General features: G+C 40.0%; 15 protein-coding genes. 13 read left to right on the top strand and 2 right to left on the bottom strand.

Features of this window, described 5'->3' with window-relative positions; translation table 11 throughout:
- Position 1: 1 nt before the first annotated feature.
- Positions 2-991 carry a LacI family DNA-binding transcriptional regulator gene (locus B7E05_RS19010; protein ID WP_080875681.1) on the bottom strand — a complete coding sequence of 330 codons (990 nt, stop codon included), beginning with the start codon at positions 989-991 and terminating at the stop codon, positions 2-4.
- A gap of 516 nt (positions 992-1,507) precedes the next feature.
- On the opposite strand from B7E05_RS19010, the gene B7E05_RS19005 reads away from it, so the two are divergent.
- The 9 genes from B7E05_RS19005 (at position 1,508) to B7E05_RS18965 (ending at position 10,529) form a co-directional block, all read left to right on the top strand.
- Positions 1,508-3,097 carry an L-lactate permease gene (locus B7E05_RS19005; RefSeq protein WP_080875680.1) on the top strand — a complete coding sequence of 530 codons (1,590 nt, stop codon included), beginning with the start codon at positions 1,508-1,510 and terminating at the stop codon, positions 3,095-3,097.
- Between the two features lie 120 nt (positions 3,098-3,217).
- Complete coding sequence (locus B7E05_RS19000) at positions 3,218-3,931, top strand: FadR/GntR family transcriptional regulator (RefSeq protein WP_080875679.1); 714 nt, start codon at positions 3,218-3,220, stop codon at positions 3,929-3,931.
- A gap of 41 nt (positions 3,932-3,972) precedes the next feature.
- Positions 3,973-4,716, top strand: coding sequence for a (Fe-S)-binding protein (locus tag B7E05_RS18995; protein ID WP_080875678.1), 744 nt, complete (start codon positions 3,973-3,975; stop codon positions 4,714-4,716).
- Positions 4,713-6,137: a LutB/LldF family L-lactate oxidation iron-sulfur protein gene (locus B7E05_RS18990; RefSeq protein ID WP_080875677.1), complete on the top strand. Its 1,425-nt coding sequence runs from the start codon at positions 4,713-4,715 to the stop codon at positions 6,135-6,137. The genes B7E05_RS18995 and B7E05_RS18990 overlap by 4 nt, the downstream gene beginning before the upstream one ends.
- Positions 6,137-6,841, top strand: coding sequence for a LutC/YkgG family protein (locus B7E05_RS18985; protein WP_080875676.1), 705 nt, complete (start codon positions 6,137-6,139; stop codon positions 6,839-6,841). Before B7E05_RS18990 ends, B7E05_RS18985 begins: the two co-directional genes overlap by 1 nt.
- 382 nt (positions 6,842-7,223) lie before the next feature.
- Positions 7,224-7,901 carry a flagellar brake protein gene (locus tag B7E05_RS18980; RefSeq protein WP_143833260.1) on the top strand — a complete coding sequence of 226 codons (678 nt, stop codon included), beginning with the start codon at positions 7,224-7,226 and terminating at the stop codon, positions 7,899-7,901.
- Positions 7,902-8,006: 105 nt separating this feature from the next.
- Positions 8,007-8,525: a GNAT family N-acetyltransferase gene (locus tag B7E05_RS18975; RefSeq protein ID WP_080875675.1), complete on the top strand. Its 519-nt coding sequence runs from the start codon at positions 8,007-8,009 to the stop codon at positions 8,523-8,525.
- A 201-nt stretch (positions 8,526-8,726) separates the two neighbouring features.
- Positions 8,727-9,467, top strand: coding sequence for a class I SAM-dependent methyltransferase (locus tag B7E05_RS18970; RefSeq protein ID WP_080875674.1), 741 nt, complete (start codon positions 8,727-8,729; stop codon positions 9,465-9,467).
- Between the two features lie 210 nt (positions 9,468-9,677).
- Complete coding sequence (locus B7E05_RS18965) at positions 9,678-10,529, top strand: cupin domain-containing protein (protein ID WP_245833172.1); 852 nt, start codon at positions 9,678-9,680, stop codon at positions 10,527-10,529.
- A gap of 60 nt (positions 10,530-10,589) precedes the next feature.
- Here B7E05_RS18965 and B7E05_RS18960 read toward each other — a convergent pair whose 3' ends face one another.
- Complete coding sequence (locus B7E05_RS18960) at positions 10,590-11,528, bottom strand: AEC family transporter (protein WP_080875673.1); 939 nt, start codon at positions 11,526-11,528, stop codon at positions 10,590-10,592.
- Between the two features lie 114 nt (positions 11,529-11,642).
- Between B7E05_RS18960 and B7E05_RS18955 the strand changes: the two genes are divergently transcribed.
- The 4 genes from B7E05_RS18955 to B7E05_RS18940 all read left to right on the top strand — a co-directional run bounded on the left by B7E05_RS18955 (position 11,643) and on the right by B7E05_RS18940 (position 14,288).
- Positions 11,643-12,095: a GNAT family N-acetyltransferase gene (locus B7E05_RS18955; RefSeq protein WP_080875672.1), complete on the top strand. Its 453-nt coding sequence runs from the start codon at positions 11,643-11,645 to the stop codon at positions 12,093-12,095.
- Between the two features lie 118 nt (positions 12,096-12,213).
- Positions 12,214-12,552, top strand: coding sequence for a hypothetical protein (locus B7E05_RS18950; protein ID WP_080875671.1), 339 nt, complete (start codon positions 12,214-12,216; stop codon positions 12,550-12,552).
- Positions 12,553-12,684: 132 nt separating this feature from the next.
- A complete protein-coding gene (locus B7E05_RS18945) occupies positions 12,685-13,446 on the top strand; it encodes a MerR family transcriptional regulator (RefSeq protein ID WP_080875670.1) in 762 nt (253 codons plus the stop codon).
- A 194-nt stretch (positions 13,447-13,640) separates the two neighbouring features.
- Positions 13,641-14,288: a hypothetical protein gene (locus B7E05_RS18940; RefSeq protein ID WP_080875669.1), complete on the top strand. Its 648-nt coding sequence runs from the start codon at positions 13,641-13,643 to the stop codon at positions 14,286-14,288.
- Positions 14,289-14,553: the final 265 nt, after the last annotated feature.

Here is a 14,553-nt window from a genome sequence, read left to right as displayed (position 1 = left end):
CCTATCCCAGTGTCGATTCTCGAATAATTAGCTCATAATCCATGATGATATTTTCAACGGTCGTCCCTTGAATACGGTCAATGACCATTTTTGCTGAACGGTAGCCCATTTGATACGTTGGCTGCGAAACGGTTGTCAATGTAGGTGTTGTCATGCTGGAAAAAGCAATATTGTCAAATCCAATAATGGCCATTTCTTCCGGAACTTTTATTCCATGGGCGTGCAATTCTTTGATGGCTCCAATCGCTAATGTATCTGAAATGGCAAATATAGCAGTAGGACGATCCTTCGAACGCAGCATGCGCCGCATTGTTTCTACACCGTCCTGAAAAGTCAATCCTTCACTATGGTGAATCCATGCATTACAGATGGGTAATTGAAATTCATTTAATGCCTTTTCAAAGCCAATTCGCCGCTGTTTTGCATAGAGCAGGTCTTCATTAAAATTAATCAAGCCAATTTTTTTATTTCCCATGGTAATTAGATATTTTACTGCCCGATAAGCAGCAGTAGTATTATCAATTGCAATATAAGGGATGTTTGCATCTTCGTAATAGTCACTGCAAAGCACGATGGGATGGGACATTGATAGTTCCTTCAGTTTATTGACATGCATGGTAGGATTCATGGAAATCATCCCGTCTGCCAACTTATTACGAATCATATTGAGGAATATGTCTTCGCGCTGTAAATTACCATCTGTTTCGCAAAGCAGAATATGATAGTTGTTCTCAATGGCATAATCTTCAATACCGTTAATGATTTCGGTATAGTAAGGATTAGAAAAGGTGTGAATAAGAACGAGAAGTAATCGACTTTCCGAGTTTCGTAAGTTTCTTCCCAGCATACTGGGAGCATAATTTAATTCTTGGATAGCTTTTTCTACTTTGTAACGTGTTTTTTCGGAAACATTGCATGTGTTATTTAAAACGCGTGAAACGGTGGCAATAGAAACTCCTGCCTGTTTTGCAACTTCCTGTATATTCGCCATGACACAACCTCTTTCACAACAAGTAATAAACAGCAAATGAGGAGGGAGAGTAAAATGATAGTATCAATGTAAACGATTTCTGATGGTTAAAAAAATGCAATAGTTAATAATTTGTTCCTGGGTAGGAATGAAAATTAGGAGTAAATGGCTCCTCTTTATAAAAATACGTCCGTCCCACAGATAATATTCATAAAACTAGCGCGATATTTTAAAATTTGCTGTGAAAATTGCTTGAAAGGTGTAATGGATTTCATCGTATTCAATTGTTAAAGAAGAAATTTTTCGGACGAAAACATGGTGATACATATTAAAGTGTGGAAGCGTGCCAGGTTGCAGCTTTTTCATCAAATCTAGGTGCAATATCAATTTCTGTTGTAATCGAGATAAGATAAAAATAATTCTAATTTAACCTTGAAATGAGAAAAAATATCAGATAGTATGTATAGATAAGGTCATCTGATGACCTTATCTATACATACTATCTGAAAGCGCTTCATTGCATAAGGGGGAATTTGTTTGTACTTGTTTTTGGCATTAGTTGCAATTATTGCACCGTTTATGTTTTTAGTTCTTTTACGCATGTCGGCGATGAAAGGAATGTCATTAAGTGCAGTAATTGTCATTGCCGTAGCGATGATTTTTTGGGGGATGGAAAGCAATGTTATTTTATCGTCCGTTTTTCAAGGGGCGCATAAAACATTAACGATTTTATGGATTTTGTTTGGGGCACTCGTATTACTTAATACACTCCGTAAAACCGGGGCAGTTGATCGAATTAATCAAGGTTTTCAGAGTATTTCAGAAGATATGCGTGTACAGGTAATTATCGTTGCCTTTTTGTTTGGCGGAGTCATTGAAGGAGCAGCTGGTTTTGGGACACCGGCAATGGTAACAGCGCCATTAATGGTGGCTTTGGGTTTCCGGCCGGTTGTTGCAGCAACATTGGCTTTGATTGCTGACAGTGCACAGGTAGCTTTTGGAGCTGTTGGTACACCGTTAGCAGTAGGGCTAAGTAACATACCGGGTGCTGATGCTGCTTTTTTTAATGCAGTCGGTGTACGGATAACATCATTAGATGTTTTTGCAGGGACATTTATACCTTTTATTCTCATTGTTATCATGACCTTATTTTTTGGAGAAAACAGAGGGTTTAAATATGCGCTGCCAATGCTTCCGTGGACGCTTCTGATTGGAGTAACCTATACCTTATCTGCACTGTTTTATGCAGTGGTATTTGGACAGGAATTTATATCTATTCTAGCTTCGTTAACAGGGCTGGTAGTGGCAACCGTTACAGCCAAAAAAGGCTGGCTGCTTCCAAAAACAGCATGGAAAGAAGCGATGCGCCTCGGCTTTAAGGTGAAGACAGATGAGCATACGATGCGTATTGGATCAGCTTGGATGCCTTATGTTATTGTGGTTGCCTTGTTATTAATGACGAGAATTATCCCTTGGCTGCAAGAATTTACACAGACTGCCATTGATTTTACCTGGACAACGATTTTTGGTGTGGAGGGTGTGGATTCCGATTGGGAGTTTTTGCATTCACCGGGAACCATTTTAGTCATTGCAGCAATTATATCGGTATTTATCCATCGCAAATCGATTGGTACTTTTTTCAGTGCATCGAAGGATTCGCTAGCAACGATGCAGACAACTGCGATTTCTTTAGTAGCTACTTTAGCGATGGTACATGTTTTTACAAATTCAGGAATCAATACAGAAGAATTGGTCAGTATGCCGCAGTATATTGCTGAGAGTATGGCAGAACATTTAGGATTCATATGGATGTTTGTAGCTCCATTTTTAGGTGAATTGGGTTCTTTTATTACGGGAAGTGCGACTGTATCTACGTTAACTTTTTCACCAATTCAATACAGTGTGGCAAATCAATTAGGTTTAGATGTTAATACCGTGATGGCTGCTCAAGCAATGGGGGCTGGCGCTGGAAATATGATTTGCGTGCATAATGTCGTTGCAGCAAGCGCTGTCGTAGGTTTAAGCGGTAAAGAAGGAGATATTATCCGAAAAACGCTGATTCCGGCCATTTTCTATGGACTGGCGATAGGCGTTGTTGGGTTTATTGCCATTGCATTTTTTGTCTGATAAAACAAACCTTCATTGATGAGGAAGTTTTACAGCCCGTTTTTTGTGATGGTACAGGAAGACTTTAAAAACCTCTGGGAATGGATTAAAATAGATTCACGAACCAGAGGAGTTGACAAAATGGAGTATAAGCGTATAAAAACTGAAAAAATATATGAACAAGTCGCAGATTCATTGATCAATATGATTAAAGATGGAAAATTGAAGTCAGGCGATAAGCTGGATTCTGTAGAACAGCTGGCCAAAAGTTTTGGAGTGGGGCGTTCTGCAATTAGGGAGGCGCTCAGCGGACTCCGCTCGATGGGGTTAATCGAAATGCATCAAGGTGAGGGGACGTATGTAAAAGCATTTGATGCGGAGCGTTTTACTTTACCTGTCAGCACGGCCTTTTTGATGAAGCAGAATGATGTGAAAGAATTGTATCAGGTCCGTAAAATTTTAGAAGTTGGCACTGCCGCATATGCTGCAGAGAGCCATACAGGCAAGGACCTGGAAAAAATGGAACAGGCGCTACAGATGATGATAGATGCAAAAGGAAATGAACAGCTTGCCGAGCAGGCGGATGCTGATTTTCATATGGCTGTAGCGCAGGCAACGCAAATGAATTTACTGATTCATTTAATGGGGAGTGTTTCCGAATTAATGTCCGAAACGATTCGTGAAACACGACGGGTTTTATTGTACACAAAAGACCGGTCACATATTTTATATGATGAGCATGAACGTATCTATCAAGCAATCAAAAATAGACAAACCAATGAAGCCAGAGAAAAAATGTATGAGCATTTAGAAAATGTAGAACAACTGCTATTTCAAGAACTTGATAAGAAGTAAACCCTCGTTCATGTCATGATTTAATAGAAGAGGTGGAGGAAATGAAAGTATCTTTGTTCATAACATGTGTCAGTGATATTGTTTTTGCAGATGTTGGTAAAAATACCGTGGAATTATTAGAGCGTCTAGGCTGCGAAGTAGATTTTCCAGCAGCACAAACTTGCTGTGGACAACCTGCGTATAACAGCGGTTATTTAAGTGAAGCGAAAAAAGCGATGAAACAGATGATAAAGGCCTTTAAAGATTCGGAGTATGTGGTTGGACCATCCGGTTCTTGCGTTGGCATGCTTCGAGAATATCCAAATGTATTCAAAGGAGATCCGGAATGGGAGCAGCCAGCGATAGCGTTAGCTAATAAATCGTACGAGGTGACGCAGTTTATTGTGGATGTCTTAGGTGTAACGGATGTCGGTTCTACATTTGAGGGAAAAGTGACTTATCATCCTTCCTGTCATATGACTCGTATCTTAGGCGTGAAGGACGCACCAGCTAAGCTGCTTCAAAACGTGAAAGGAATTGACTTTGTAGAACTGCCGATTAAAGAAGACTGTTGTGGGTTTGGCGGTACATTTGCAGTGAAAAACGCAGATATATCAGAGGAAATGGTGAAAGAAAAGTCGCAGCATGTATCGGAAACAGGAGCAGAGTACCTTGTCGGCGGTGATATGGGGTGCTTAATGAATATCGGCGGTCGTATGCGCAGAGAAGGGAAAGACGTGAAAGTCATGCATATCACGGAAATTTTAAATACACATGCCAACGAACAGGGAGGCGTAACAGTATGAGCATAAAAATTAGTGAAACTCCTTATAAGGAACGAATTGATCAAGGGATTGACAACGATTTTATGCGACAAGCCGTTTCCTCTGCACAGGGAAGGTTCCGGGATGGACGTTTAACCCAGGCGGAAGAGCTGGGCAATTGGGAAGATTGGCGCCAGCTCGGTTCGGAAATCCGCTCTCATACATTGGAAAACATTGATTACTATTTATATCAGCTCAGCGAAGAAGTAGAAAAACGCGGCGGGAATGTCTTTTTTGCAGAGACGGCAGAAGAAGCGAATGAATACATTGAGAGTGTAGTGAAAAAGAAAGAAGCGAAAAAGGTAGTTAAAACAAAATCGATGGTTACGGAGGAAATTGGTTTAAATCAAACATTAGAACAAACAGGTGCAGAGGTGGTGGAATCGGATTTAGGAGAATGGATTCTGCAATTGGATGAGGATCCGCCATCCCATATCGTAACCCCTGCCCTGCATAAAAACAGGCAGCAAATTCAAGATACTTTCCGGGGTAAGAAAGGCTATGAGCAATCAGATACACCGGAAGAATTAGCTTCATTTGCCAGAGAACAGCTGCGGCAGGATTTCTTATCCGCGGATGTAGGCATTACCGGCTGTAATTTTGCTATTGCTGAATCCGGTTCCGTGACACTCGTGACGAATGAAGGGAACGCGGAAATGGTGACTTCTTTACCGGATACGCAAATCAGCGTGATGGGAATGGAAAGGCTGGTGCCAACCTGGGAGGATATGGAAGTGTTAGTCAGTTTACTGACGAGAGCGGCTGTCGGCCAAAAGCTGACCAGTTATATTACAACCATCACAGGTGCACGGCTGGAAGAGGAAATTGATGGGCCGGACGATTATCATCTGGTTATTGTTGATAATGGCCGTTCTAAAATTTTAGGAACGGAATTTCAATCGGCGCTTCATTGTATACGCTGTGCAGCTTGTATTAATGTATGTCCTGTGTATCGTCATGTCGGCGGACATGCATATAACTCTATTTATCCGGGGCCGATTGGCGCTGTATTAACGCCGCTTTTGGATGGCTATGAGGATCATAAAGAATTGCCATATGCCTCCTCTTTATGTGCGGCTTGTACGGAAGCATGTCCGGTGAAAATCCCATTACATGAACAATTAATCCGGCATCGTGAAATTATTGTAGAAGAAGAGAAAAAATCTCCTGTTTCCGAAAAAATCATGATGAAAGGCTTTGCGCAATGGGCATCCAATCCAGCAGCGTATAAATTAAGTACGAAAGTCGCAAGAACGGCATTAAAGCCATGGACAAAAGCGGAATATGTAGAACATGGTCCAGGGCCGTTAAAAGGATGGACAGATTCCCGCGACTTCCCGGCACCAGGAAAGCAATCTTTCCGCAGCTGGTGGAACCAACGTCAAAAAGGAGGAGAAGCATAATGGCTATTCAAAATCGAGACTCCTTCCTGAGCAACCTTGCAGCAAATTTGGGCCGACCGCAAAAAAGAGAAGGCGTGAGCCGACCAGAATACAGTGTTCAACCGCAATATGAGGTTTTTAAAGATTATTCTACGGAAGCACTTATTGAAGTGCTTAAAGAGCATTGTAAAGTAATTCATACCGATTTTGTCCGAACAGACAAAAGGAATTTGCAGGATGCATTGAAGAAAATAGTAGATGGCTATGAGGCAACGTCTATTATCGCGTCGAATGATAAGCGTAATCCGGAGTATGGACTGGATAAAGCTTATGAAACTTTTGCGAAAGAGGCAGATGTACACATATGGGATGCAAGTCTTGGCAAAGAAAACCAAGTGATTGCCGAAAGAACAGACGTCGGTATTTCCTTTAGTGATATCACGCTTGCGGAATCAGGAACAGTTGCATTGATGACTAATAAAGATAATGGGCGCTCCATCAGCTTAATGCCGACATGTTATATTGCCATTATTCCGAAAGAAACCATCGTTCCAAGGATGACACAGGCGGCAGAGAAGATTCATCAAGAGAATGAAAAGGGCGTTGTTCCTCCTTCCAGTGTTTGTTTTGTAACCGGACCGAGTAATAGTGCAGATATTGAAATGAATCTGATTGTTGGTGTGCATGGGCCGGTAAAAGTAACCTATGTTGTGGTGGATGATTAAGGCAGGAAATGTTCCTTGTTTCATAGAAAAAGCTTCTTCCGATGGGGAGAAGCTTTTTTCGAAAAGTGCGTGCACCAACCAAGCTGGAAATAACCATGAACGGTATATATCGTTATACCGTCCCGTCTGAAGGTCAATAAGAAAACAACGTGAATCTATTTCTTTCCCTGTATTACTATATTTAAAGAAAGTTGGATAAAAAGTAAAATGACCCTACAAAAATTTTAAAATCACGGTATAATTAGGAAATAAGAGTCCGGTCTAAATGCCTACATTCTGAAGAGATAAAAAAGAAACAGGACGTGGGAAGGTTAAACGGACATTCTCTTATGAATGATTGTGTACTATATCTATCTTTAATAACTGGGAAAGAGGTATCTTTATGAAGGAAAAAGAATACACGGGGTTTTGGGATGGTCAATTATTTGAAATTATCAATGCTGAGGGGAAAAAATATTTCACACAACTGATTCGAAACGAGTCTGAATTAATCATTCAACGACCTGTAAATAAACAAAATGTATCCATGCTTATTGAAAATGGCATGCCTGTGACGGTATATTTTTATGAAGATGAAAAAGGGTTACATAAATTTGACGCTATCATCCATCGTCAACAAAATGGAAAGACTTCTATAACGAAGCCTGACAAGGAAGCAATACAAGTTGTGCAGCGAAGACAGTTTTTCCGGGTGAAAGCGATGGAAGACATGCAGCTGACGTTGCCTCCTGCTGAAGCGTCGGATGAGCATTCCGAGGAAAATGAAAACGAAACAATCACCGTTACAACGCATGATATAAGCGGCGGTGGGGTTGCCTTCCTTACACGTTCTCAATTAGTGGAATTTGGCGATAAGGTTACAGGAACATTATATTTGAAAACAAGAAAGGAATCGCAAATGGTTGCATTTCGTGGTAAAATTGTAAATGTTATGAAACAACCCAATGGTATGTTTAAAAATGCTATCGAGTTTATAGAAATGAGAGAAGGAACACGATCAAAGATTATCCAATTTTGTATTTCCAAACAAATAGAAGTGCGTAATAAATTAAAAGGGTAGTCCGTCTTTTTCTGTAAAATGAGCCGGAATTTATTTTTTTAACTTAAAAGAAGGAATTTTTAATTTTCATGTCGAATATACAAAGAATATAAGGAGGGCTGGTTTATGTCGTTAAAAGTAGGATCAATTAATCAGGAGTTAGATGTCTATATTGCACAAAAGGAAGATATGAAAGCCATACTCCGCTTGTTAAAAGGTGTGACAACATGGTTGAAGAAAAGCCGGCTGAAGCAATGGGAATTTCTAGATCAGGATGAGGAAGATCCGGAAGTAAGACAGTCCGTTGAAGACGGGTCTACTTTTGTTGTGAAAGAAGGCGACGAGATAATTGCCACATTCACCTTAAATGAAATGCAGACCCCTTGGGATAAAAACATTTGGGGCCAATCCAGCGAGGATGCTTTTTATATGCATCGTCTGTCTGTGGATTATGATCACATCGGACGAGGATTGGGAAAACCGATTGTCGAGTGGATGGAAGCTTATACAAAAACACAAGGGATGCGCCGTATCCGATTGGATTGTGTAGAAAGCAATACTAAGCTGAATCAAATATATAGAGGCTTCGGTTACGATTATAAAGGCACAAATCATGAACATTGCAGATACGAAAAGATTTTATGATTTATCATTGCAGTTTTGAACCTCTCCGTCATCTTCTGTTATTTATTTAGAACTATACTATCACCACAAGATATCGTCTGACCGTTTACCTTGTTTTAAATAAGGTTACTGTCAGATACATAGTTTTCAAAGATAAAGCATGTTTTTATAAATATGCTTTTTTCATTAGCTGTTAATTGGAGAAATGAAGGAAGTGATATGTTGAAACAGAATAAATATGATGAGCGCCATTTTTTTCAAGCATATGCTGACATGGACCGTTCTAAGAAAGGGTTGGAAGGTGCTGGAGAATGGCATATATTAAAAGAGATGCTCCCGAGTTTTCAAGGAAAGCATGTCTTAGATGTAGGCTGCGGATTTGGATGGCATTGCCGATATGCGAGGGAACAGGGAGCAGCATCTGTGACAGGGACCGATATATCGGAACGAATGCTTGCCCGTGCGGAAGAATTAACCGATGATTCTGGTATTTTGTATGTACAGCAAGCAATCGAGGATATGGATTTTCCGGAAGCATCATTTGATGTTGTAATCAGTTCGCTTGCATTTCATTATATCGAATCATTATCCGATGTATTTCAAAAGATTCATCGAGTTTTGAAGCCTGGGGGGAGTTTTGTTTTCTCTGCAGAGCATCCGATTTTTACAGCAAGAAAAGAACAAGATTGGATTTATGACCAATCAGGAGAACCTGTTTATTGGCCGGTGGATGATTATCAGATCGAGGGAAAAAGGGAAGCTTCCTTTTTAGATGAAACAGTGGTAAAGTATCATCGTCCTGTGTCGGTATTTATGAATGATTTAATCCGGGCAGGGTTTGATATTTTACGAGTAGAGGAATCCGTGCCATCCGAAGAAATGCTTCAACAGATACCGGAAATGAAGCATGAATGGCGCAGACCGATGTTTTTAATGATTGCAGCAGAGAAGAAAGCTTTTTAACGGGCAAGCAGGAAGAAATGGAAGCAGAAATGATAGGTGATATTTGAATATAAGGTAATGAAATATGAAAGGAGAAGACAGTTCAGATGTCTTCTCCTTTTTGTGGTTCCATTTTTAAATCATGGACATATGCTGATAGGAGATTAAGGAAAGGTAGGTAACAGACCAAATATGTATTATCATCCTTTTTATCAGCAGCAGATGGACCGAATGAATCCAAATGCACATCAAGGAAATCCGCACGATGAACAAACAGCTGCTATCGTAGCGGAAACATTGCAGCGAGAGGTATCGTTGCTCCCGCTATATTTTCAAACAGTGGAGCCATTAAGGCATGACGCATCTGCACAAGGACTTGTATACGCTGTGCAATCCAAAAATCAAATAGCTGCAGGTCTGGAGCGGACTTATCAATATCTTACCGGCCAGCAGCTGGATATAAGACAATCAGAGCCTGCACAAGAGAAAAATGCCAGTATCGAATGGATGTATGAGCAAGCCCTTCAAGGCTATGAGGAAAACTATCGTAAGAGTGAGCAAGTCAATGAACCTTATTCCAAACAGCTGCTTTATCAGCTGGCGATGGCAGATTACCAAATTGCCAACTCTTTAGCAGGGTTTCTAGAAGTGCATCAAGCATATCCAATGTCTTCCCGTGTTACCGATCATGGAGGAAATCCGTTCATTATTGATATTGAAAATGCTGCAGAAAACAATACCAATTATCGAACTGCCTTGTGGACAGGAGAACATTTGCAGGTTACGTTAATGAGTATTCCGGTGGGAAGCGATATCGGCTTAGAGATGCATCCGGATACGGATCAATTTTTACGTGTTGAAGAAGGGGAAGGGACGGTACAAATGGGGAATCGGCAGGATAATCTGACGATTCAGCAGCATGTGGAAGAGGATAGTGCAATCATGGTTCCTGCTGGTACATGGCATAATATTACGAATACAGGGGATGAAGCTTTAAAATTGTATACGGTTTATGCACCGCCGCATCATCCGTTTGGGACGGTGGAAAGAACGAAAGAAGCAGCAATGCAGGCAGAAGGATAGAGATATCTTAGTAAAAGAGCAGACGCGCATGAATACATGTTCGTCTGCTTTTGTGTGTTATCACCCTATCCAAAAGGTGGCCAGCCAAGCTATCAGTGGTATTGTTCCCAAAGCAAGCAATGTGGAAAATACCGATGTAACAACGGCTTCCTGCTCTTTATCTGTATAACGAGAAAAGAGAACAGCAGAAAGCATAAAGGTTGGCATGGAAGCAAGGATGACTAATATATTTTTGAGCAATGTTTCTATTGGCAAGAAAGACAGTATAGCCATGACCAGTACTGGCAGAATGAGCAGTTTCCAGACTAAAGGCATCCATAATTCGCGGAAAAATAACGTCTGTTTGCTGCGGAAAAGATCTGGCAGACTGAATCCGACGTAAAGCATCGCCATGGGACCAGCCAGCGCTGAGAGCATGCCGGCCAAATCTTTCATTAAAACAGGAGCTTCCCAACCGCTGAAAGCAAAAATAAGACCAAAACTGATGGCAATCAACGGCATATTCACCAATGCTTTTAGGTGCCTCCATTCAAATCGGTCTTCACTTTGTAATAAATAGATTCCAAGGGAAAAGACAACAACATCCAGCCCTGCATCAAAAATAGCAGCAAGTAAGCCGCCTATTGGTCCAAAAATGGCAGCGCATAATGGAATACCAATAAAGCCGGAGTTGCCGATAGCGGCAAGTAAAGCAATCTGTTTTGATTTTGTGAGCGAAAAGCCGATAATTTTCGCAAATAAGAAACAAATACCAATAGCAGAAATATTGAAACTGACGCTGAAAATAAACATGAGCACCACTTGATGCAATACGTCATCCGTTAATTCGGTGTTAAAGACCCCATTTAAAATAATAAATGGAACAGCAACGTTAATAATAACGCTCATGAACAGTTGTTTTGCTTCATATGTAATCGTGTTTTTTAAGGCTACCAATGCGCCAATAAATAAAATAATTCCCATCATTATAACTGTTAAGGCAACTGTAGTAACATCCATGGTATTCTCCTTTGAATCTAAAAAAATGGTACACTATATTCATTGTATAATTATTAATATTAGAAGAAACACCAGAAAGAAACAAGCCTATTTGATAATAAGGAAGTGAAAAATATGATTCGTCAGCTACGTAGAGAAGAAGCATTACCTATGGAGTTATTATTGCTCGCCGATCCATCGCAAAGATTCATCCGAGATTATACCTCCCGGGGCACCTGCTATGTATTGGAAAAAGAGGGGAAGGTCATTGGTGTTTACGTTTTGCTGCCGACCAGGCCGGATACGATGGAACTTGTTAATGTCGCTGTAGATGAGACTTCTCATGGACAAGGATGGGGAAAACAACTGGTATTGCATGCTATTCAAGAAGCAAAACAGCAAGGGTACCGTACGCTGGAGATTGGAACGGGAAATTCAGGTGTGAACCAGCTAGCACTGTACCAAAAATGTGGTTTTCGAATGGTTTCCATTGATCGAGACTTCTTTTTGCGTCATTATGAGGAGCCAATTTTTGAAAATGGCATGCAGGTTGTAGACATGGTGAGGCTGGAAATGGATTTGGTGTAGAAAAATACAGAAGGTAAACTTAGGAGGTTTCTCATCAAATTCTCATTTTTCTCTAAGGACATTGTAAGGCGCTACCCAGTAAACTGGTAATTGTAAAGAAATCAAGGAGGTTTGACAAATGAAGACCATTTTACTAACTGCAGCGACGGGAGCATTATTATTTACTGGAGTCTATGCCAACACAGGAGAAGCAGAAGAAATGACAGAAGATAATGAGCCAACGACATTTGAAAAGGAAACAAATGGAAGTGCACAGGAAGAAATGGAAGTAATTCAAAATCAATTGCCATCGGGAAATGATTCAGTACAAGTGATTGAAGATAATCCGTATAAACGTATTTTATTTATTGGTGATGCGGATGAACAGAAAAAATATAAGACGATTTATATCAAGGATACAAATCGCTTAAAAATAATTGATTTAAACGGTGGGCAAATTTTTAATGAAATCATTTAAAACAAGGTAAGTGCAACGAAGGTTGTTAACCAGAAAGGTGGTAACAACCTTCGTTTTCTTATATTATTTAAAAAAGTCTTGACCTTAACGCTGCGTCAATCTCTATAGTAAGAATGGAAAGGAGGGAAAACAATGAAGTATCCCATCAAACAAGTAGCGGACATGTCGAATATCAGTACACGCACACTCCGGTATTATGATCAGATTGATTTATTAAAACCTGCAAGCTATTCCGATGCAGGGTATCGGCTGTATGGAGAAGAAGAAATAAACCGGCTGCAGCAAATTCTTCTTTACCGCTCGATGGGAATGAAACTAGAACAGATTCAAGCGGTGCTGGATGATCCAGCTTTTAATACCTTGGCAGCTTTAGAAGCGCATCAGCGTAAATTAGAAGCGGAAAAGCAAAAAATAAATCAATTGCTGACGACAGTCGAAAAAACCATTCAATATACAAAAGGAGAGATTACGATGACAGCGGAAGAAAAATTTGAAGGATTGAAAAAGGAACGATTGGAGGAAAATGAAAAGTTATATGGCGAGGAAATCAGAGAAAAATATGGGAAGGAAACCGTTGAACAATCAAATAAAAAATTTATGAATCTTAGAGAAGAAGATGTTCAAGAGATGCAAAGGATAGAACGTGCATTATTTACGAAATTGGAACAATTAGCAGAAACAAAAGATCTGGAGGCACCGGAAGCTAAAGAAACGTATGAACTTCATAAAAAATGGCTGATGTATTCCTGGCCAAATTATTCTGCAGAAGCGCATAAAGGATTGGCGCAAATGTATGTAGCGGATGAACGGTTTGCAAAATATTATAATGAAGGTGCCGGAAAAGAAGCGGTTCAACTTCTTCATGATGCCATTGTGAAATATGCGAAAGATTAATCAGAATCCAAACGGAAAGGGGAAACTCTTTCCGTTTTTTGCACTCAAGAGCATAAGGGATTCTAAGAAAGCAAAACACACTTTCAAGGCTCCCTTTAACGAATGCCTTCGTTTTCTTTAGTGTCATGAAACTTTTTTCTTTTCTCCTGCGTAGTAGAAACGATAAAATATAAGAATCACAAAGGAGATAAACGATGCAGGAAACACTTTTGAATTTCCAATGGGAATGGTTTATCGCAGCGGAGATACTTTCGGTTGTGATGCTGTTATTATTTGGAGTTACCCGATACCTGTTGAATAAACGAAATTGGAGTACAGTCTTTATCAGTTTCTTTTTGATCCTGTTTATATTGGAAGCGGTGCTGGCCTTGTATATTTATCGACTTACCGGAGAAATCAGCACATTCCAGATAATCGTTACCATTTTTGTGCTGTATGCATGTACATTTGGAATTGCCGATTTTAAACGTCTGGATCGCCAGATGCGGAAAACAATCGGCAAGTGGCGTGGTGTTTCTCTTTTGACGGAAAAAGATGTCCAGTTGATGAAACGGCAGCAGAATCCCGAATACATTGCCCGGAAGAATCGTATTAGCGCCATGATTCATCTTGCTGTTTTTGTTAGTGTACAGGCAGGATTATGGATTTATGGGGCAGGCGGTATAGAGGGAGCTATATCCTATGTAACGGATTTTTCCTGGGTGGAAGCAGACGATTACCAACAGTCACCTTATCATAGTGAAACAGCATTTGCACTATCTAAACTTTGGGGGCTCATTTTTATCGTTGATTTTATTTATTCCTGGTCGTACACCTTTTTTCCGAACAAATCAAAAGAATAGGTTCTGCCTTATTTGATATTCCTATTTTTTTGGTTATAATATTTTGAAATTATACATTATTTATTGGGTCCGTTTTTGGTTGAATGATATGCGATGGAAAAAACGTTATGTTACCTGATGGATATACAAGTGATCTTGCTGTGTTCTCTATTGTTTCTGAAAAGGATATCTTCGGAACATAAACAAAAAAAGATGAATGCTTTTATTAAACAGACAGGCTAAAATAGACATAGAAGGAAACCCTAAGATAGAAGTTGATAAATGA

The organism is Oceanobacillus timonensis, assembly GCF_900166635.1.
Classification (GTDB): domain Bacteria; phylum Bacillota; class Bacilli; order Bacillales; family Amphibacillaceae; genus Oceanobacillus; species Oceanobacillus timonensis.
The sequence above is the reverse complement of the archived record's forward strand: the minus strand, read 5'-3'. Positions and strand labels throughout refer to the sequence as shown.

Coding starts and splice junctions, on each gene's coding strand:
- B7E05_RS19010 (WP_080875681.1), bottom strand. CDS start 991: ATGGCGAATATACAGGAAGTTGCAAAACAGGCAGGAGTTTCTATTGCC.
- B7E05_RS19000 (WP_080875679.1), top strand. CDS start 3,218: ATGGAGTATAAGCGTATAAAAACTGAAAAAATATATGAACAAGTCGCA.
- B7E05_RS18995 (WP_080875678.1), top strand. CDS start 3,973: ATGAAAGTATCTTTGTTCATAACATGTGTCAGTGATATTGTTTTTGCA.
- B7E05_RS18990 (WP_080875677.1), top strand. CDS start 4,713: ATGAGCATAAAAATTAGTGAAACTCCTTATAAGGAACGAATTGATCAA.
- B7E05_RS18985 (WP_080875676.1), top strand. CDS start 6,137: ATGGCTATTCAAAATCGAGACTCCTTCCTGAGCAACCTTGCAGCAAAT.
- B7E05_RS18980 (WP_143833260.1), top strand. CDS start 7,224: ATGAAGGAAAAAGAATACACGGGGTTTTGGGATGGTCAATTATTTGAA.
- B7E05_RS18975 (WP_080875675.1), top strand. CDS start 8,007: ATGTCGTTAAAAGTAGGATCAATTAATCAGGAGTTAGATGTCTATATT.
- B7E05_RS18965 (WP_245833172.1), top strand. CDS start 9,678: ATGAATCCAAATGCACATCAAGGAAATCCGCACGATGAACAAACAGCT.
- B7E05_RS18960 (WP_080875673.1), bottom strand. CDS start 11,528: ATGGATGTTACTACAGTTGCCTTAACAGTTATAATGATGGGAATTATT.
- B7E05_RS18955 (WP_080875672.1), top strand. CDS start 11,643: ATGATTCGTCAGCTACGTAGAGAAGAAGCATTACCTATGGAGTTATTA.
- B7E05_RS18950 (WP_080875671.1), top strand. CDS start 12,214: ATGAAGACCATTTTACTAACTGCAGCGACGGGAGCATTATTATTTACT.
- B7E05_RS18945 (WP_080875670.1), top strand. CDS start 12,685: ATGAAGTATCCCATCAAACAAGTAGCGGACATGTCGAATATCAGTACA.
- B7E05_RS18940 (WP_080875669.1), top strand. CDS start 13,641: ATGCAGGAAACACTTTTGAATTTCCAATGGGAATGGTTTATCGCAGCG.